Below are 19,121 nucleotides of genomic sequence, written 5' to 3'. Positions count from 1 at the left end.
AGAAACCAGGGAAGGCGCGCAGGGAAGTGGGCTGAACCTTCGGAAATCAGGCGAAGTCCTTGGCCACGGCAGCCACGGCCTGCTTGAAGTGGGCCAATTCGGGTTCGCCATGTGCGGCGCCGAGGAAGGCCACTTCATAGCCGCTGGGCGGCAGGTAGACGCCCTGGCCCAGCAGCGCCTTGTGCAGGCGGTTGAAGGTACTGATGGCCTCGCCCTTCACTGCGTCACTGCGACGCACGCCATCCTGGAACAGCGGCCACAGCAGGCTGCCGTAGCGGGGGCAGTGGAGACCCGGAATGGTCTCGAAGGCCGCGGCCCACTTCGCGGCGTTGGCTTCCAATGCGGCGTAGAAGGCCGGGGTCAGCTTCTCCATGGTGGCGAGGCCCGCGGCCATGGCCACGGGATTCCCCGACAGCGTGCCCGCCTGGTAGACCGGGCCGTCCGGCGCGACGACGCCCATGATGTCCTTGCGGCCACCGTAAAGGCCGACGGGCATGCCGCCGCCGATGATCTTGCCGTAGGTCGCCAGGTCGGGCGTGATGCCCAGGCGCTCCGCCGCGCCGCCGGGGGCCACGCGGAAGCCGCTGATGACCTCGTCGAAGATGAGGACCACGCCGTGCTTTGTGCAAAGTTCGCGCAGACGCTTGAGGAACTCGGGGCGCTGGAGCAGCAGACCGTTGTTGGCGGGGATGGGCTCGATGATGGCTGCAGCCAGCTCATTGCCGATCTCGGCGAAGGTGCGCTCCAGGGTCTCCAGGTCATCGAGGGTGACCACGGAGGTCAGCTCGGCAATGCCCTTGGGCACGCCCGCGCTGGTGGGAGCGCCGAAGGTGATGAGGCCAGAGCCGGCCTTCACCAGCAGGCCATCGCTGTGGCCGTGATAGCAGCCCTCGAACTTCAGGATGCGATCCCGGCCCGTGAAGCCGCGGGCGGCCCGCAGCGCGGACATGACGGCTTCCGTGCCCGAGGACACGAAGCGCATCTTCTCCACGAATGGCACCATCTCCTTGATCTTCCGGGCCAGGGCCAGCTCGCGGCGGCTGGGGGCGCCGAAGGTGAGCCCCTCCTGCATGGACTCGGTCACGGCCGCCAGGATGTCGGGATGGGCGTGGCCCAGGATCAGCGGTCCCCAGGACATGCAGAGGTCGAGGAAGCGCTGGCCGTCCTCGTCCTCGAACCAGGCGCCGCTGGCCTTCTTGAAGAACTTCGGTGTGCCGCCCACGGCCCGGAACGCCCGCACCGGGCTGGAGACGCCACCGGGGAAGTGCGTCAGGGCCTCTTGGAACAAGGTGTCGTTACTCATGAAAACCTCTAAGGGATTAACCGCAGATGTCGCAGATGAAGAAAGATGGCCCGGCTTTTATCCGCGCCATCTGCATCATCTGCGGTTTCAAATTCAAGAGATCCAGCCTTTCTCCACGGCCTCGCGGCCAGCGTAGGTGACGATCATGTCGGCGCCGGCGCGCCGGATGGCGATGAGGTGCTCGTACATCAGCTGGTCGCCGTTCACCCAGCCCAGGCGATCTGCAGCCTTCACGCTGCTGAACTCGCTGGACACGTGGTAGGCGCAGATGGGCGCCAGGGTGCGCTCCCGCAGGCGCCAGATGAGGTCCAGGTTCGGCAGGGCGGGCTTGACCATGAGCATGTCGGCACCCTCTTCGATGTCGAGTAGCGCGTCGCGCAGGCCTTCCCGGGCATTCCGCGGATCCATCTGGTAGGTCTTCCGGTCGCCGAACTTGGGGCTGCTGTGGGCGGCTTCGCGGAAGGGGCCATAGTAGGCACCGGAGTGCTTGATGGCGTAGCTGAGGATGCTGGTCTGGGTGAAGCCGTTCTTGTCCAGGAGCGTGCGGATGGCCGCCACGCGGCCATCCATCATGTCGCTGGGGGAGGCCACGTCCGCGCCCGCCTCGGCGTGGCGGAGGGCCATTTCCGCCAGGATGGGCAGGGTTTCGTCATTCTGCACCACGCCGTTCTCATCCACGAGGCCACAGTGGCCGTGGCTGGTGCAGCCGCAAAGGCACACATCAGTCATGACGATGAGGTCCGAGCCGAAGGCCTTCTTCAGGGCCTTCACGGCCACGGGCACGACGCCGTTGTGGTCGCAGGCATAGCGGGCATCCGGCGTCTTGGAGGCATCCTCCGGCACGCCGAAGAGCAGCACGCTGGCCAAGCCCTTCTTCAGATCCTTCTCCACTTGCCGCAGCGTCTCCTCCACGCCGGCATTGACAATGCCTGGCATGCTGGAGATCTCGGTGCTGCCCGCCTGGGGCTGCACGAAGTGGGGCTGGATGAGGTGGCGCGGCCGGAGATCAGTCTCGGAGACCAGGTTGCGCATGGCGGCACTGGTGCGGAGGCGGCGGGAGCGGTTCAGCATGGGGACTCCTCCTTGTTCAGGTGTTGCGCGAGCATGGCCCAAAGCAGGCCGGGTTTCGGTTCGCAGTGGGCAAGAGCCGGGGCACCGGCCTTGGCGAAGGCCACGGCTGTCGCCTCGCCCCAGGCGAAGCGCTGCACGCCGAGGCTGATGGGGGCCAGGATCTCAGCCTGGAGGGGGCTCAAGGCCAGAACGGCTTCCACCTTTGGCAGAGCGGGAAGTGGATCCTTCGCAACCTCGCGATGGGTGATCCAGGGATGGATCCGCCAGGCGGTCCCTCGGGTCGCCAATTCCAGGTATTCCCGGCTCCGCTCACCGCGGGCCAGGATGAAGTCTCCGCCCTCAGGGAACCGGGCTTGCAACAGCTCCCACAGGGCTTCAGCCCGGGCCTCGGAAGGCAACTCGACATCCAGATCGTGGCGCCCTAAAGCGTCCGCCGTGCCTGCGCCCTGCACGAGACAGAGCATGCCTGCGGGGAGTCGCGGCGCGGCCACCTGGGCCCCCGAGGGACTCAGCACCAGCAATCCCTGGGCCTCGGCAAAGGGGATTGGCGGCGGTGCCGTGGACACCTTCAGGCAGGTGAACGCGAAGGGCACCGCTTCCCAGCCAGCCTTGCGCACCGTGTCCGCCAGCGGGTGCTGGGCGGGCCGGGCCAAAGCCAGGCGGGGAAGTACGGCCACCGAGGTCATGACAGGCCGATGCCCTGGAGAACGGTCTTCAGGAGGATCGCATCATCAGTACCACGGGCTTCGGCACGACGAAGCTCACCCTCGGGCGCATAGGCCGCGCGAAGAAGGAGGGTGCCATCCGCCTGGGGCGTGGCCAGGGCACCCAGGGGCTGCTGGCAGCCCCCGCCGATGCCCGCGAGCACCTTGCGCTCGAGGGTGACGCAGCGGGCGGTCAGGGCGTCGTGGAGCTCTGCCAAAGCCTCGATCAGGTCGGGGCGGTCCGCCCGGGCCTCCGCCAGGAGGGCCCCCTGCCCCGGTGCCGAGGGCAGCTCTTCGGGCGTCAGCGGGCGCACGGTAAGGCCAGACAGGTCGAGCCCCAGACGCTTCAGGCCCGCGGCGGCCAACAGGGTGGCGTGGAGGGGCGCCTCCCGCAGGACGCCGTCCCTCACGCGCTGAAGGCGGGTCTGGACGTTGCCACGGATCCAGGTGAACTGCGCCTTGGGGAAGAGCTGGCTCAGCACGCGCTCCCGCCGTACGGCGCTGGTACCGATGGTGAGGCCCTCGGGCGCATCGGGGCGCATCACCAGCCAGTCGGAAGGATCCTCGCGCTTCGGGATGCACGCGGAGACGATGCCCGCAGGCCGTTCCAATGAGACGTCCTTGAGGCTGTGGATGAGGAGATCGGCCGCGCCCGCGGCCATGGCGTCCTCCAGTTCCTTGGTGAAGAAGCCTCCGCCCACCTGCTTGTCCAGGGGGCCTTGGAGCCACTGGTCGCCAGAGGTCGAGAACTTCCGCCAGGACACTTCGTAGCCCTTCGATTCGAGGAACCTCACCAGAGGCTCAGCCTGGCCCACGGCCAGGGCGGATCCGCGGGTGGCGACGGTGACGTGCTTCATGGTTTGGCTGCCTCTCCGTTCGGGTCCGGTTTGGGCTGGGTCTGGATCAGGGCCCGGAAGGCCAGGGTGCGGCCTCGGGTCAGGATCTCCTTGAGGGCTTCTCGCTGGGCTTCGTCCAAGCCCTGCATGGAATCCTCCAGGGTCTTCACTTCCGCCTCCAGCGCGCCCCAGGCCGAGTCCAGGCGCTCCTGCGCGCTGGCCAAATGGCGCTTGTGCCCCCGGGCGTGGGCCCGATGGCGCAGGCGGCCCGCAGCGCCTACGAGGAAGGCTTCGGCCTTCGTGGCCGCCTCGGCCCGCTGCGCCCGCGCCGTGGCGGTCTCGGCGAGGAAGGCCGCCAGATCCACGCGGTGGACCCAGGGCAGCTGTTCCAAGCCGGGCTCGGAGTCAGGCGGCAGGGCCAGATCAAGGATGCGGAGGATCGGCCGCTTCAGGGTCTGCCAGGCATCCAAGGTGAAGATCGGTTCAGGGGCGGCGGTGGCACTCACGATGGCCTGGAAGCCGGCGGGATCACGTTGGAGCTGAGGCAGGTCCACCACAGCGAGGCCAAGGGGATCGGCCAGATCATGGGCCTTGTGCTTGGTGCGGTTGGCCACGGAGACCTTGAACCCGCGCTCTGGCAGGCGCTCGGCCAGGTACTGGGTCATGGGGCCCACCCCCACAAGTGCGATGGAGGAACCCTCTGGAAGGCCCTCGCACAGGTGTTTGAGTGCGACGGTGGCGACGCTGACGTTGCCGTCCGCCAATCCCAGCCGAGATCTGAGCCGCTGACCTTCGCGGATCACGTCCTCAAAGACGGCCTGGGCTTCGTCACCGGCCACGCCCACCTGGCGGGCCTGCTCGAGAGCATTCTTCATCTGACCCGGGATCTCGCGATCGCCCAGGTTGGCGGACTCCAGCCCGGCCGACATGGCAAGCAGGTGCACCCAGGCCTCTTCGCCCTCATAGCGGCGCACGCCGGGCCCCGGATCGAGGGCCCCAGGGTCGCCACCCCAGACCAGCCACAGAACCCTCTGGCAGGTGGCCAGGTAGACAATTTCCCGGGCACCCGACGCGCGTTGCCACTCGCGGAGCCGGGCGGGTACACCATCCCGCACCACGTGCTGGGCCACCAGGTCCAGATCGTGGATGGGCGCGTGGAAACTGAGTAGGACGGGTTCCATATCGGATCCGATTGTCGGTTGGCCCAGAGAGGGCAAGGTCATCGGTTCGTCATGCGACCGCGAACGTGGCGGTCATCACAATCATTTCGGGAACAGCGCGTCGATGGCGTCCCAGTTCCATTCCGCCATCGGCGCCACCGAACCCTCCCGGAGGGCCTGCTGGGTAAGCCAGGCGTCGTAGACCACCAGGGCGCACATGGCCTCTGCCACCGGGACGATGCGGGGGGCGATGCAGGGATCGTGGCGCCCCTTGGTGGAGATATCGGCGGCATGGCCCTCGCGGTCGATGGTCTTTTGCGCCTTTGAGATGGAGCTGGTGGGCTTGACCGCCAGACGCACCACCACCGGGGCGCCCGTGCTGATGCCGCCAAGGGTGCCACCCGCGTCGTTCTTCAGCGGCCCCTCCGGTCCCAGCGGGTCGTTGTTCTCGCTGCCGCGGCGGCGGGCGCTCTCAAAACCCGCGCCCAATTCCACGCCCTTGACGGCGCCGATGGACATGCAAGCCAGGGCCAGCAGCCCGTCCAGCTTGCCGAAGGCCGGGTCCCCAAGCCCCACGGGCAGCCCCTCGATCCAAACTTCGCAGACGCCGCCCACGCTGTCGCCTTCGGCAAGGGCGGATTCCACGGAGGCGCGCTGGGCCGGGAAGGTTGCGGGATCCGCCACCCGCAGCGGGTTGGACTCCACAAAGGCCCAGTCCACCATCGACCCCGCAATGCCCGCGATCTCCCGGTTGAAGCCCCGCACCGTCACACCCTGTGCGGCGAGCTGCTGCTTCGCCCAGGCGCCAGCCGCCACCCGTGCCAGAGTCTCCCGGCCGCTGCTGCGCCCACCGCCCCGTGGATCGCGGATCCCGTACTTGCGGTCATAGGTGAGATCCGCGTGGCCGGGCCGGAACAAGTCGGAGATCGCCTTGTAGTCGCCGCTCCGCTGGTTCTCGTTGAACACCGCCAAGGCAATGGGATGACCGGTCGTCCGGCCTTCGAAGACCCCGCTGAGCACCTGCACCCGGTCTGCCTCATTCCGTGGCGTCACCAGGTCCGACTGGCCCGGTCGCCGGCGGTCCAGTTCCTTCTGGATGGCCTCCAGATCGAAGGGCAACCCCGGCTTCACGCCATCGATCACCACTCCCACCGCAAGCCCATGGCTCTCGCCAAAGGTGACGATGCGAAAGGCCCGGCCGAAAGAGGAAGGAGAATCGAAAAGCATCCCCCAAGTCTAAGTCAGGCCTCCGATAAAAGCGCCATGAGCTGAGGACCCACTCTGTCGACGCCGTACCGGCCTCGACAGGCCCGATCCGCGGCTTCCCGGCGTCGGTCCACTTCGACATCGTCAAGTTCCCAGACCTCCTCCAGTGCACCCGCCAGTGCCTCCGGGCTGAAGGCGTCCACAACCCACCCGAGCCGACCTCCGTCCAGGATTTCCAAAGGACCCCCATGATCAGGCCCCACGAGAAGCAGCCCCCTAGCAGCAGCCTCCGGATAGACCATTCCGAAGGGTTCATCCAGCGTCAGCAGTGCGAAAACATCGCAGGCATCGTAGACCTTCCGCAGGTCTTCATCGGTCAGATAGCCATGAAACCGTACCGAGCCTGCGACACAGATGTTCCCGGCCAAAGCCTCCAATCGGTTGTGAAGAGGCCCTTCCCCCACCACATGCAGCTCACAAGGCACCGGGCTGGCCGCCTGAAATTTGGCGAAGCCGCGGATGACGGTATCGATGTTCTTGAGTACCTCCAGGCGGGAATGCACCAGCACCCGGCGTACGGAACGCTCCAATCCCGCACGGTTCCGGCCCCCTGCGGGGAATCGCACGATGGGGTAGATCACTTCATCGCGGCACCGGCCATAAATTTGCCGGGCATTGTCACGGCTGAACTCACTGATGGCATAGATGAGATCCAGGTTCCGCGTGGCCACCAGATCATAGGCATGGCGAGCGCGAACCCCGGTGTCCCTGGCCATCTCCTGATCATGGCGTTCCAGATTCCGGGCGAAGGCGAGCGTCGCCTCTTCAGGACCTCCCCCGCCCGTGGCCAGGACCCTCGCGGTCAGCGTGGGGTTCGCCTCCCGCTGGTAGATGCCCCGCGGGGGTTCGTTGCACTGCCAGATTTTGCGGGCACGTATCGGGGCTGCCCCTAGCATCGCGCTGGCGGGGAAGTTGTGGGCGATCACCAGGTCGTATCCCTCGAGTGCCTTCGCAGCCCGCAATCCCCGCCGGCGCAGCTTGGCCAGGCGACTCCAGCCGAACAACGGATCGCTCCAATGCCGCTTCTGCACCGTGTGAATGGGAATTCCCTGTAGCCGGGAACCCCATCGGGCCTCATCGAAGCCCAGGGTCACGAGCTCAGGGGCCGCGCCCTGGCTATGGAAATACCTGGTCTGGGCCGCTACCAGCAGCTCTGCTCCACCCACCGTCTCGAAAGCTGGATGGAATATGGCGAGCCGCATCAAGCCTCCTGGATGTAACGCCCAGCAGCAAAGTCGGAAGGGCCTAGATGGTAGCATTTCATCAGGCCTCGCCTGGCGAGGCCCGCATCAGAGTTGCGTTGGAACCACCAGAGCACCCTCAGGTCCATGGAGTGGAATGCATGAAAATCCTTGTGGTGGGAGGCTCCGGTTTCGTGGGAAGGGCCCTGACGGTCCGCCTTCTCGAGGCCGGCCACGAGGTCGAGATCTGGGATCGGGCCCCCCAGGCAGGCGCCCCCCGACTGCGTTGCCAGGCAGTGGACCTCCTTGGCCATGACGCCCTGCCGGCCCCGGATGGCAGGCCCTGGGATGCCGCCATCCATCTCGCCGCCTACTCGGTGCCCGGCATGGCCTGGACCCAGGATCTGGTCATGGCCAACTTACGGATGACTGCGCGGGTCTTCGACCATCTGGCCGCCAGGGCTCCCGGTTGCAAGGCCGTCTTCGCATCCAGCGCCTTCGTCTACGCCCCAAGTTCCCAGCCGATCAAAGAAACGGACCCCCTCGGATCCGCCCATCCGTATGCTCTCTCCAAGCACCTGGGGGAAGTCTGGGCCCTGAGTCGGCAGGCATCTCTGAAGGTATTCATCGTCCGGCCATTCAACTTGATCGGCCCCGGCATGGCGGCTGGGCTGCTCGTGCCCGATCTACTGCACCGAATCCACAAGGGAGAGGACCCGCTCCAAATGCAGGGCCGGGACGATGTCCGCGACTTTCTCGACTGGCGCGACGCTGTGGAGGCCTACCTCCATCTGCTGGATCTCGACGCTCCCAGCGGATCGATCTGGAATCTCTGCTCGGGCCGCCCAACCCGCGTTTCCGACCTGGTCCGCGCCTTGGTCCAGGCCCACGGGTTGGAACGATCCATCCAATTCGCAGACCCGGCGGTGGAGATCATGGTCGGTGATTCCATCCGATTGAGGGAGGCCACGGGGTGGTCGCCACGGTTCACCCTGGAGGACACAGCCAGGGCCATCGCCTCCCTGCCATGAGGCTGGACCGAGACCTGCCCTTCCTCCAGGGCAGCCCCGCGAGGTAGAGTGGGTACTTCCATCTATTCCGGGGAACCCATGCAGAAAACCGCACTCATTACGGGCGTGACTGGCCAGGACGGCAGCTATCTGGCAGAGCTGCTGCTGTCGAAGGGCTATCAGGTCCATGGCGTAGTGCGGCGGGCCAGCCTGTTCAATACGGACCGCATCGATCACCTGCACGTGGGCGAGACACCGGATCCCGCCTTTTTTCTTCACTACGGTGACCTGTCCGATGCGGGCGCCCTGCGGAACCTGTTGGATGAGATCCAGCCGGACGAGGTCTATAACCTGGGGGCCCAGAGCCACGTGCGGGTGAGCTTCGACCAGCCCGAGTACACCGTGGACGTGGTGGGTGTGGCCGTTATCCGGCTGCTGGAGGCCATCCGCAGCTACATGAAGCACACAAAGAAGCAGATCCGCTTCTACCAGGCCGGCAGCTCCGAGATGTTCGGCAGCGCCAAGCCCAGGCAGCACGAGCGGACCCGCTTCGAACCCCGCAGTCCCTATGCTTGCGCCAAGGTCTACGCCCACTACCAAGTGATCAACCACCGGGAAAGTTACGGGCTCTTTGCCTGCAATGGCATCCTCTTCAACCACGAGAGTCCGCGCCGAGGGGAGACCTTCGTGACCCGCAAGATCACCCGGGCCGCCACGCGAATCAAGTTGGGGCTGCAGGACAAGCTGTTCCTGGGCAACCTTGATGCCCGGCGGGACTGGGGCTTCGCGGGCGACTATGTGGAGGCCATGTGGCGCATGCTCCAGCAGGACACGCCCGATGATTACGCGGTGGCCACCGGCGAGAGCATCACCATCCGCGACTTCCTGGGACTGACCTTCGGCCGCCTGGACCTGGATTGGCAGAAGCACGTGGAGATCGATCCCCGCTACTTCCGGCCCGCCGAAGTGGACCACCTGGAAGGCGACGCCACCAAGAGCCGCCGGATCCTGGGCTGGGAGCCGAAGACGGACATCCGGGCCCTGGCCGCCATGATGGTGGACTCGGATCTCCGGTTGGCCCAGAAGGAGCAGGTGCTGCGCGACGCCGGGCATGCCGAGGCCCCTCGGGCTGGCTACCGCTAAACATCCCTCGATTGGGGGAAGTTTAGACCAAGGGGCGAACTGCCACCAAGGCATAGTCTCGGGGCCCAAAGAGGCAATCCGCAGCTTTCAGAAGTGACTTATTCCCTGACCAGGCCTTTTTCGCACGCTGAAGGTCCCGCTCGTCGCCATGAAGCCGGAGGATCTCCGCCTGCTCCCATCCGATCTGGGTGGCCATAAAGGCTAGGAAAGCCTGCGGAACCGGGCTCCTGTGGGACGGATCCAGATAGAAGGTGTGTGCCCCCACCTGCAGATTTTCGGCATTCGGCGTCTCCAGGATGAGGAGCCCCCCGGGCCTCACCACCCGAAGCCCTTCCCGCAGCAGTTCGATCACCAGTTCCGAGGGCAGGTGCTCAACCACATGGAAGGCGCTGAGCCCATCTACGCTGCCTGCATCGCGGGTACGCAGGCATTCCATCAAGTCTCCGACCTGGACGTCCAGACCCGAGTTCTTGGCCACCTCGGCCATGCCCTGGTTGCTGTCCACACCAAGGCCCCGGATGCCAGTGCGCGCCAGGACCCGAAGCCATTCGCCGCGCCCGCAACCGAGATCGAGCCACAGGGGATCCTGGACCCCGACGAAGGCCCTCTTCACCCTGGGCACGTAAACCTCCAGACGTTCCTCGATCATGGCCTCGCTGCCCCGAAAGGCATCCTCAAAGGCTCGGTAGTACCGATCGAAGCTTTCCCCGCCTGCCGAGGTGGCGCCACTCTGAGCGATCGGGGCACCCGGTGCCTCTCTTTGCCGAATCGCCAGAAGGTCCTCCCGAATGGCACGCAGAGCCTCCTGGATGCCTTCGGGATGATCGGACTGACGGAGTAAGGCGTGCTGCCGGACCACTAGGTCATTCACTGTGGCTGACAGATTCCGAAGGGCCTCAATCAGCGCCAAATTTAATTGTTGCTGGTCCAAAAAGAGATCGCGCCCCCCTCGCCAGGCAGCCCGAGCCACTTGGCGTGAGATCCATCGCTTGATTCTGGAACCGGGCCCTTGTGAATCTGCCGGCACAGGTTTGGCGGCAGTCTGCAAATCCCTGAACCAAGCCAAGTCTTCAGGATGCAATTTCTTTGGAACGTCCAATTGAGCGAAAGAAGGCATGCTAAAGCTCCAAATCGGTGCTGTAGGTCTGTAGTTATCATCCAGCATACCTAAGGCAACCCTCATAGCAATTTCAGGAGTCGCAGCGTCCTTGACGAGGAGTCTTTCATGCCCATCGCATCCGTATCCTCTCGGCGGATTGCCTGTTTGCTCATTGTGTCGCCACTCTTCGCGAAGGTCCCTTGCTTCACCGTGCGCGATGCGATTCAGGCAGAGTGGACGCGACAGCCATTGACGTTCACCGAAGACCAAAAGGCGGCCATGCCCCAACCGGACCGTGCACGGCTGGAGCGTGCCATTCAACGCATCGGTGCACCCGGCGCGCTCGCCCTAGTTCCTCTGGAGTTGGAGAAACCCACCGAGGCCCTGTGGCTCAAGCAAGCCGCCTCGGCCAAGTTCCCCCGAGAGCGGTTCGATGCCCTCTTCTTCCTGAACCGGCTCAAGAGCCCGAAGGCCCTCCTGGCCCTCGATGGCCTCACGCCTGCCGACGCTGCCGCCTGGCCGAAACACCTGCGCCTGGAAGCGTCCATCGCCACGGCCCGGCTGAATGGCGCCGAGGTATCCCCTGCCCTCCAGGCCTTCCTCGAGGCGCTCCAGAAGGCCGGCAAGGTCGATCCCGTTCGGGCCCAGGCCGCCAGGCTGCGGTTGGTGATGGCGGGTAAGGAGAAGGAATTGCTGCCGCCGGTCCCCGCAACGGCGGGGACGATTCTGGCGTTGATGGATGCGTGGAACCGCGGTCCCTGGTCCACCCGCCGGGATCTGGCGCTGAAGGCCTTCACCTCGCTCTCGCCAGAATCCCCGGCCTGGGCCAGGTTCGGCCTTGGCCGCCCGGATCAGGCCACGCTGGATCAGGCTTGTGTCGGCATCCTCTCGAGGCTGGGCGAGGGCGTCCCAAAGCCAGCGCCCGTGGAGGCGTTCGAGGTGGAAGGTGGTCCTTGGCCCTGCTCAAACAGCCCGCTGGCCCAGTGGTACGGATTCCAGGCGCTGGCCAAGCTCGAATCACCTCTGCCCGGTCTCCGAAGGCTCATGGAACAGGACCATCCTCTCGGTGCCTCCAGCGCGCTGCTGCTGGGCGCGTTGCTGCCAGCCATGCGAATCCAGAGTCCCGAACAAGCGGACCGGGTGCGGGCACGCCTCCTGGCCGGATCAGACCCCATCGCCCGCGCCGCCGCCATCGAGGATCTGCCCGCACCTCCCGCAGACCTCGATGCGCTGACCAGACGCGTCTGGACCGACTCCCAATTCGAAACCCAGCAGACGCTCATCCAGAGCTACGCCCGCTGGAAGCTGCCCGTGCAGGACCAGAAAACCCAGCTGCGCCCGTGGCTCCAGCATCCCAACTGGACCTGCCGCTGGGAGGCCTACCGGGCTTTGCTGAAGCTGGACCCGGCCACGCCCTGGCCAGCCGCGCCGGAACCCACGGAGACCGACCGGGCCATCCTGAAAGAAGCCACACGCCTCGCCGAGCGTGGAAAACCCGTCCGCCTGCGCATTTCCTTGAGCGGAAAGCGAAGCTTTACGCTCCGCCTCGATCCCACCGTGGCGCCCATGAACGTCGCCAACCTGGTGCTGTTGGCCCGCAAGGGCTACTTCAACGGTCGACTGGTGCCCCGAGTGGTGTCGGACTTCGTCGTGCAAATGGGCTCTCCCTTCGACACCATGGACGGCGGGCCAGGCTACACCGTGCGCTGCGAGAACAGCCTGGACTGGTACGGCCCCGGCAGCGTAGGCATGGCCCTCTCGGGCAAGGACACCGGCGGCAGCCAGTTCTTCATCACCACCAACGCCACGCCGCATCTGACGGGCCGGTACACGCGCCTAGGCGAGGTGGAGGATCTGGATCACGCGTTGAAGATCCTCGATGACCTTGAACTCGGCGCCAAGATCGTCGCCATCAAGGTCCTTGAGCCGTGAAGCGACAGGGCTGCCGGACCATAGCCATCGGCCTGACGGCGGGGCTCGGAGCCTGGGCCCAGGCGCCCCTGCTCCAGGATGGCGCCACCGCCCTTCGGCAGGCGCAGCGGTCCTGGACGTTGGGGGAGCCACCCCTGCCACCCTTGTCCTTCCCCTCCCTCGAAGTGGGCCTGGGCGGGGCCGGGTCGGATGGGCACTATGCCCCCCTCATCGGAGGTGAAGGCCTGGGCCACGGCACCCAGGGCTGGGGGCTTGGTCTGCAGGGCCGGTACGTCCAAGGGGGCTGGTCCTTTTCGGCCACGGTCCTGGGCCTGAGAGATCAGGACCACACCTCCGGCACCCTCCAGCGCGCAGCCCTCGCCTACCAGTGGAAAGCGGGTTGGCGCCTGGCTCTTGAGCAAACCCCCTTCGCCTGGGGATCCGGCCTCCTGGGCGGCGATCTGCTGGGTAATTCCGCTCGGCCCTTTGCGCGGCTCTCCCTGGCGACCGGGGAAGCCACCTTCCTCTCGAGCCATTGGCGTGCGGAAGCTTTCGTCGGGCGCTTGGAGTCGGACCCACCCATCCCGGAATGGATTCTCAATCGGGACGCGCGGATCGCCGCCCAGGCCGCGGGACTGGATCTACAGAAGCCACTTTTACGGGGCGCCCTGGTGCGGGCTTCCTTCGGATCCCTCGTGGAAGCCACCTTGGGAGCGATGACCTTAGGGAGTGGTCAGGATGCCCAGGGCCAGAGCGCGCCCAGCGCCGCCGAACGCACCTCGACTCTGGCGGAACTGAAGGTGCGGGCGCCCGCCCTGGCCCGCTTTGTCCATGCCCAGGGCGCCTCGCTCCACTTCAGCCGTAGCGCCGCCCCGGAGAGCCGTTCCGTCACCTTGGTCCCTGCCCGCGATCTCGGAGGTCTCCAACTGGTCTGGGAACGCTGGGATCTCGGACTTGAATACGCCGGAGCCGTTTCCCACCGAGCCTCTGCCTCCTTCACCCAGCCTGCCAACCTCGCGGGGTTCTCGACGCACGGCGATCCGCTGGGAGCGGCCTTTGGACGTGATGCCGTCACGCGCACGATCGAACTCGGTCTGCCCCTCTTCCTGGAAGGTCAGGGGCGGCTCAGGGCCGTCCGGGCCACGGCAGCCCTGGATGATCCGTTGGGCCCCGGTTCCTGGTTCCTCCAGGGTGAGGCCCAGTGGCGCACGCCCACCGGCAGGATCGGCGCCACCGTCGCCTCGCGGAGGGATGAGTTCCCTGGCTCGCCCGCGCGCTGGGGCTGGGCCTTCACCATCTTCCAGAGCTTCCGCGTCTTCTGAAGCCTGGACCGCCTGCGCTATCCTGGATGCCCTTATCGAGGTGCGAATGGCGTTGTCCCGCGATCAACTGGTCCGCCGCGCGGCGCAGGAGCTGCACGATGGGTACTACGTCAACCTCGGCATCGGCATCCCCACCCTCATCGCCAATGCGATTCCCGAGGGTATGGAGGTGATTCTCCAGAGCGAGAATGGCCTGCTGGGCATCGGCCCCTTCCCCACGCCAGAGGAAGTGGACGCGGATCTCATCAACGCGGGCAAACAGACGGTGACCACAGCTCCGGGCGCCAGCTTCTTCAACAGCGCCGACAGCTTCGCCATGATCCGCGGCGGCAAGATCGATCTCAGCATCCTGGGCGCCATGCAGGTGGACATGGAGGGCAACCTCGCCAACTGGATGATCCCCGGCAAGATGGTCAAGGGCATGGGGGGCGCCATGGACCTTGTGGCGGCGGCCAAGCGCGTGGTGGTGGTCATGGACCACACCAGCAAGGAAGGCGAGTTCAAGATCCTTCGCAAGTGCAACCTCCCCCTCACGGGCCAGCGCTGCGTGCATCGCATCATCACCGATCTGGCCGTCATCGACGTGGTGCCGGGCCGCGAAGGCCTGCGGCTGGTGGAAGTGGCCCCAGGCGTCACCCGAGAAGAAGTCCAGGCCCAGACCGAGCCCCCTCTCGTGATGGACCACGTAACTGAAATGACCGGTCTGTGAGGCCCCATGATGAATCGCATGCTCCCTGCCACCGCCATCCTGTTCACGCTCGCCTGCAACGCCCCGGGGGATGCCGTGCCCGCCAAGCCCGCTGAACCCTTCAAGCCCTTCCTGAGCCTTCGGCCGGTGGCCGTCAGTCTGGCCAAGGGCGCCACCCAGGCCTTCCAGGCGGAGATCAACTATCCCGAAGGCGTGCGCTACATGCGGCAGCCGGTCGGGTGGCGAGTAGTGGAACCCGAGGGAGGAAGCATCACGGGCGCCGGCCTCTACACCGCTCCTGCGGCAACTGGAACCTTTCATGTGGAAGTCCGCCGCGAGGACTTTCCAGAGATCACTGCCTTGGCCACCGTCACGGTGAAGTGATGGATCTGTACGCCGCCCTGCGGCCGCTGATCTTTCGCCTGGATCCCGAAACCGCCCACAATCTCGCCTTCTGGTTGGGTGAACGCGCCTGCTCCTGGCCCTGGCTGCCGAAGCCAGAGCATCCAACCTCCTCCCGCCGAACCGCCTTCGGCCTGACCTTCCCCACCCCCCTGGGCCTCGCCGCGGGCTTGGACAAGGGGGCTACGCTGCTGCCCCTCTGGAAGAGCCTGGGGTTCGGGCACGTGGAGATCGGCACAGTCACGCCGCGCCCGCAGCCCGGCAATCCCAAGCCACGCCTGTTTCGCTTCCCCGAGGCGGGCCTGATCCTCAACCGGATGGGCTTCAACAGCGAGGGTGCTGAGGTGGTGGCTGGGCGGCTGAAACACCGTCCGACGGGCCTGATCGTCGGCGGCAACCTGGGCAAGAACAAGGAGACACCCGAGGCCCAGGCCCTGGACGACTACCGCGCCGCCTACCGTCTCATCGCGCCGCAGGTGGACTACATCGCCCTGAACGTCAGCAGCCCCAACACGCCGGGCCTGCGGAACCTCCAGGCGCCCGAGGCCCTGAAGCCCCTGCTGGCGGGCATGCTGGATCTGCGCAAGGAGATGGGCCTGGAACGCCAGCCCCTGCTGCTGAAGCTGGCGCCGGATCTGGCTCCTGAGGACCTGGACGCCATCGTCGAAGTGGCCGCGGCCTCGGGCATCTCCGGCCTCGTCGCCACCAACACGACACTGGATCGCGGCGTGGTGGCCGAACCTCTGCGGACCCTGGTGGAATCCAAGGGCTCCGGCGGCCTCAGCGGTGTTCCGCTCAAGGCCAAGGCCCGCGACATCCGCCGACACATTCTCGCCGCCCTGCGCGGCCGCCTGCCCTTGGTGGCCTGCGGTGGCCTGGGCTCGGCGGAGGACGTACAGGGCGCCCTGGACGACGGAGCCGTTCTGGCTCAGATCTACAGCGCTCTGATCTTCGAGGGGCCCAGCCTCGTGCGACGCATCCACGAGGGGCTGGGATAGTCCCTGAAAAGAAGGTCAAACAAGGATGAATGGCCCAGCGCTACACTGGGAGATCGAGGTTTCGATGTTGTCACTCCATTCGAAGATCCGTGATCCGCGCCTGCTGCCCCTGGCTGACAAGGTGCTGCACGGCGAACGCTTGACCTTTGACGATGGCCTGCTGCTCTACGAGAGCCCTGATCTCACAGGCATTGGTGCCATGGCGCACCATGTGCGCCTCCAGAAGAACGGCCGGGCCGCCTACTACGTCATGAGCCGACGGCTGTCTTACACCAACGTCTGCTTCACCCACTGCCAGTTCTGCGCCTTCCAGGCCAAGCCCGGTGATCCCCGGGCCTACGCCCTCTCGGCCGAGCAGATCATCGCCGAGCTGGAGAAGCCCGAGAACGCGGACGTCCGCGAATTGCACATGACCTCGGGCCACAACCCGAAGCTGAAGATCGACTACTTCGAGGACCTGTTCACCAAGATCAAGGCGCGCTTCCCGTCCATCCACCTCAAGGTCTTCACCATGATCGAGATGGACTACTACTCCCGCATCTCGGGCCTAAGCACCGAGGCCTTCCTGGATCGCTGCATGGCCGCGGGCCTGGAGAGCTGCCCTGGCGGCGGCGCGGAGATCTTCGACGAGGCGCTGCGCGAACAGATCTGCATCGGCAAGAAGGACGCGCAGGTTTGGCTGGACACGGCCGAGCTCTGCCACCGCAAGGGCCTGCCCACCAACTGCACCATGCTCTACGGCCACATCGAAGAGGCGAAGCACCGGGTGGACCACCTGCTGCGCCTGCGGGATCTGCAGGATCGTTCCCAGGCCGCAGGCTACCAGGGGTTCCTGGCCTTCATCCCCCTGGCCTACCAGAACGAGGACAACGAGCTGAGCGCCACCCACGTGATCCACGAGACCACCGGCACCCAGGACCTGCGCGAGATCGCCGTGGCCCGGCTGCTCCTCGACAACATCCCGCACATCAAGGCCTACTGGGTGATGATCTCGCCGGGCCTGGCCCAGGCGGGCCTGAGCTACGGGGCGGACGACGTGGACGGCACTGTCATCGCCGAAGAGATCGCCCACGACGCCGGTGCCAAGACGCCTCAGGGCCTCCGCCGGGACGAGCTGGTGCGGCTCATCGAGGAGGCTGGCTTCGAGGCGCTGGAGCGGGACAACCTCTACAACGTCTACGCCCAGGTCTAGTCGACCTTCCGCTTCTCGTAGGCCTTCATGGGGTCCAGCGGGAAGGCGAAGCGGCTTTTCCACAGACGATCGTGGATGCGCACCGCCTGGGCGGCCAGGGGCGAATCCCGGAAGATGAGCTCGACATTGCGGGAGTCCATGAAATAGCTCTCCTCCCAGTTGCTGGTACCGATCACCAAATGCATGCCGTCCACCACCAGGTACTTGCTGTGGACGGTACGGGCATAGGGGATGTGGCCTTCCTTGGCTTCGGGGATCGAGACCACCTTCACCTCGACATTGGGGATCAGGGTCAACGCTTTGAGATGAGGAAGGGCCCGCCCGCCCAGCACCCAGTCGGAGACCAGCAGGCGCACGCTCACGCCCCGCACCGCAGCAGCCCGAAGGGCATTGTCCAGCACGGGCCAGAACCGGTCCTGGCCAGCCACTGGTGAGTAGGTCAGCAGCTGCACCCGCACGCTCTCCTTGGCCTGGCCGATCAGTTCCACCAGGGCATCGATGGCGGGCCGGAGATCCTTCGGCGTGAGGAAGGGCGGACTGGCCACCAGCTCGGCGTCAGGCCGGAGGACCGGCGTAGGCCGCCCCGGCAGGCTAGGCAGCTTGCCGCTTCCGGCGAAGGCCCAGTCGATGGCAAACAGCTCCGCCAGCCGAACGACGATCCGTGGATCTGTGGTCCGCACGCCTAGCTCGTGGATCTGCTCCAGGGCCCGCCAGTCGAAGTTCTGGCTACCCAGGGCGGCCTCACGGCCGTCCACCACGAAGTACTTGGCGTGGAGGATGCCCTTCGAGACCGCTGAGAGATCGAAGCTCCGCACCTCGGCGCCGGGGATACGCCGGAGTCGGGCCACGGAGGCCGGATCCTGGTCCAGCATCTTCGCGGAGAGGAGGAAACGCACCTTCACACCCCGCGTACCGGCCTTCTCCAGTTCCTCCAGCACGGGCTCCAGGGCGCTACCGGGCCGGTTGGTGACATAGAACTCCGCCGCGTCCACGCTGACCTTCGCGCCACGGATCATGTCCACCCAGGCATCCTTGGCAAATGGCACGGTGGGATCAGCCAGGCCCGTCTCAGCAGGAACGGACTGCACCAGGGACGTGGTGGGAACTGGAGGCTGGATGCCGGCCTGTGCCCGCACAGACTGCGGGGCACCGAGGGCCAGGCAAGCGGCGAGGATCAGCAGCATGGGACGTGGGGTCATGACGGCGTCGCTCCAGGTGCGAGGATACTCCGTTGACGAAGCCATCGTCGGTCTGGTGAGGTGAAGGCGTGGAGACCAAGGCCGAATACCGCACCCATCTCAAAGCTCGCCGGGACACTCTGCCCACGGATTCCCGTGCGGCCTGGTCTGCCGCCATCGCCACCCATCTCGGCGACCTCTGCCGCAACCGGCACTTCCGGCGCATCGGCGCCTTCTGGCCCTTCGGCTCGGAGGTCGATTTGCGCCCGGCGGTCACGGCCCACCCGGACTGGCTCTGGTTTTTTCCACGCGTGGCCTCCACCCAGCCCCCCCGACTCGTCTGGGGCTCGGAACCTCTGGAGAAGGGCCACTGGGGCCTCCTGGAACCAGCTCTGGCCCAGCACTTCCTCCCGCCCGTGCAACTGCTGCTGGTGCCTGGTCTCGCCTTCGACGAGGCGGGCTACCGCATGGGCTACGGTCGCGGCTTCTACGACGCCCTCCTGGCGAAGCTGCCGGAAGAGATCCTCACCGTAGGCGTGGGCTTCGAAGCCCAGATGCACCTGCCTGTCCCCATCGAGCCCCACGATTGGCCAGTCCAGGCCTTGCTGAGCGAGCGCGGCATCAGGTGGCTGATTGATCGGGACCGGGAGTAGCTGT

At 66.1% G+C, this 19,121-nt stretch carries 18 protein-coding genes; 9 read left to right on the top strand and 9 right to left on the bottom strand.

All coding sequences use genetic code 11. From position 1 onward, the window contains the following. Positions 1 to 46: 46 nt before the first annotated feature. From hemL to NOV74_RS01450, 7 genes are all read right to left on the bottom strand, one after another. Positions 47 to 1,303, bottom strand: coding sequence for a glutamate-1-semialdehyde 2,1-aminomutase (gene hemL / locus NOV74_RS01480; RefSeq protein ID WP_257308660.1), 1,257 nt, complete (start codon positions 1,301 to 1,303; stop codon positions 47 to 49). Between the two features lie 93 nt (positions 1,304 to 1,396). Continuing rightward, a complete protein-coding gene (hemB, locus tag NOV74_RS01475) occupies positions 1,397 to 2,374 on the bottom strand; it encodes a porphobilinogen synthase (RefSeq protein ID WP_257308658.1) in 978 nt (325 codons plus the stop codon). Beyond that, positions 2,368 to 3,060 carry a uroporphyrinogen-III synthase gene (locus NOV74_RS01470; protein ID WP_257308656.1) on the bottom strand — a complete coding sequence of 231 codons (693 nt, stop codon included), beginning with the start codon at positions 3,058 to 3,060 and terminating at the stop codon, positions 2,368 to 2,370. The genes hemB and NOV74_RS01470 overlap by 7 nt, the downstream gene beginning before the upstream one ends. Continuing rightward, positions 3,057 to 3,935: a hydroxymethylbilane synthase gene (gene hemC / locus NOV74_RS01465; RefSeq protein WP_257308654.1), complete on the bottom strand. Its 879-nt coding sequence runs from the start codon at positions 3,933 to 3,935 to the stop codon at positions 3,057 to 3,059. The genes NOV74_RS01470 and hemC overlap by 4 nt, the downstream gene beginning before the upstream one ends. Then, positions 3,932 to 5,095: an NAD(P)-binding domain-containing protein gene (locus NOV74_RS01460; RefSeq protein ID WP_257308653.1), complete on the bottom strand. Its 1,164-nt coding sequence runs from the start codon at positions 5,093 to 5,095 to the stop codon at positions 3,932 to 3,934. Before NOV74_RS01460 ends, hemC begins: the two co-directional genes overlap by 4 nt. A gap of 81 nt (positions 5,096 to 5,176) precedes the next feature. Further along, positions 5,177 to 6,301 (bottom strand): chorismate synthase, encoded by a 1,125-nt coding sequence (gene aroC / locus NOV74_RS01455; RefSeq protein ID WP_257308652.1) that lies wholly within the window; start codon positions 6,299 to 6,301, stop codon positions 5,177 to 5,179. 14 nt (positions 6,302 to 6,315) lie between these two features. Further along, a complete protein-coding gene (locus NOV74_RS01450; RefSeq protein WP_257308650.1) occupies positions 6,316 to 7,542 on the bottom strand; it encodes a glycosyltransferase family 4 protein in 1,227 nt (408 codons plus the stop codon). A 140-nt stretch (positions 7,543 to 7,682) separates the two neighbouring features. Here NOV74_RS01450 and NOV74_RS01445 point away from each other — a divergent pair, with 140 nt between their 5' ends. Together NOV74_RS01445 and gmd are read left to right on the top strand one after the other, a co-directional pair. Further along, positions 7,683 to 8,552, top strand: coding sequence for an NAD-dependent epimerase/dehydratase family protein (locus NOV74_RS01445; protein WP_257308649.1), 870 nt, complete (start codon positions 7,683 to 7,685; stop codon positions 8,550 to 8,552). Between the two features lie 78 nt (positions 8,553 to 8,630). Further along, positions 8,631 to 9,674, top strand: a complete 1,044-nt coding sequence (gmd, locus tag NOV74_RS01440; RefSeq protein WP_257308647.1) for a GDP-mannose 4,6-dehydratase — start codon at positions 8,631 to 8,633, stop codon at positions 9,672 to 9,674. A gap of 22 nt (positions 9,675 to 9,696) precedes the next feature. Here the strand turns inward: gmd and NOV74_RS01435 are convergent, their stop codons facing one another. Then, a complete protein-coding gene (locus NOV74_RS01435) occupies positions 9,697 to 10,791 on the bottom strand; it encodes a class I SAM-dependent methyltransferase (protein WP_257308645.1) in 1,095 nt (364 codons plus the stop codon). Positions 10,792 to 11,052: 261 nt separating this feature from the next. On the opposite strand from NOV74_RS01435, the gene NOV74_RS01430 reads away from it, so the two are divergent. The 6 genes from NOV74_RS01430 to mqnE all read left to right on the top strand — a co-directional run bounded on the left by NOV74_RS01430 (position 11,053) and on the right by mqnE (position 17,286). Next, the gene (locus NOV74_RS01430) at positions 11,053 to 12,705 is read left to right on the top strand and encodes a peptidylprolyl isomerase (protein ID WP_257308643.1); all 1,653 of its coding nucleotides are present in this window, start codon (positions 11,053 to 11,055) and stop codon (positions 12,703 to 12,705) included. Next, positions 12,702 to 14,006 (top strand): hypothetical protein, encoded by a 1,305-nt coding sequence (locus NOV74_RS01425; RefSeq protein ID WP_257308641.1) that lies wholly within the window; start codon positions 12,702 to 12,704, stop codon positions 14,004 to 14,006. Before NOV74_RS01430 ends, NOV74_RS01425 begins: the two co-directional genes overlap by 4 nt. Before the next feature lie 46 nt (positions 14,007 to 14,052). Further along, the gene (locus NOV74_RS01420) at positions 14,053 to 14,715 is read left to right on the top strand and encodes a 3-oxoacid CoA-transferase subunit B (RefSeq protein WP_257308640.1); all 663 of its coding nucleotides are present in this window, start codon (positions 14,053 to 14,055) and stop codon (positions 14,713 to 14,715) included. A gap of 6 nt (positions 14,716 to 14,721) precedes the next feature. Next, complete coding sequence (locus NOV74_RS01415; protein WP_257308639.1) at positions 14,722 to 15,078, top strand: hypothetical protein; 357 nt, start codon at positions 14,722 to 14,724, stop codon at positions 15,076 to 15,078. Further along, on the top strand, positions 15,078 to 16,094 hold the full coding sequence (locus NOV74_RS01410) for a quinone-dependent dihydroorotate dehydrogenase (protein WP_257308637.1): 1,017 nt from the start codon (positions 15,078 to 15,080) through the stop codon (positions 16,092 to 16,094). The genes NOV74_RS01415 and NOV74_RS01410 overlap by 1 nt, the downstream gene beginning before the upstream one ends. 64 nt (positions 16,095 to 16,158) lie before the next feature. Further along, a complete protein-coding gene (mqnE, locus tag NOV74_RS01405) occupies positions 16,159 to 17,286 on the top strand; it encodes an aminofutalosine synthase MqnE (protein WP_257308636.1) in 1,128 nt (375 codons plus the stop codon). Here the strand turns inward: mqnE and NOV74_RS01400 are convergent. Continuing rightward, the gene (locus NOV74_RS01400; protein ID WP_257308635.1) at positions 17,283 to 18,485 is read right to left on the bottom strand and encodes a phospholipase D-like domain-containing protein; all 1,203 of its coding nucleotides are present in this window, start codon (positions 18,483 to 18,485) and stop codon (positions 17,283 to 17,285) included. The genes mqnE and NOV74_RS01400 overlap by 4 nt on opposite strands. A gap of 68 nt (positions 18,486 to 18,553) precedes the next feature. On the opposite strand from NOV74_RS01400, the gene NOV74_RS01395 reads away from it, so the two are divergent. Next, positions 18,554 to 19,117, top strand: a complete 564-nt coding sequence (locus tag NOV74_RS01395; RefSeq protein WP_257308634.1) for a 5-formyltetrahydrofolate cyclo-ligase — start codon at positions 18,554 to 18,556, stop codon at positions 19,115 to 19,117. Positions 19,118 to 19,121 lie beyond the last annotated feature (4 nt).

The organism is Geothrix fuzhouensis, from assembly GCF_024609325.1.
GTDB classification, from domain to species: domain Bacteria; phylum Acidobacteriota; class Holophagae; order Holophagales; family Holophagaceae; genus Geothrix; species Geothrix fuzhouensis.
The sequence above is the reverse complement of the archived record's forward strand: the minus strand, read 5'-3'. Positions and strand labels throughout refer to the sequence as shown.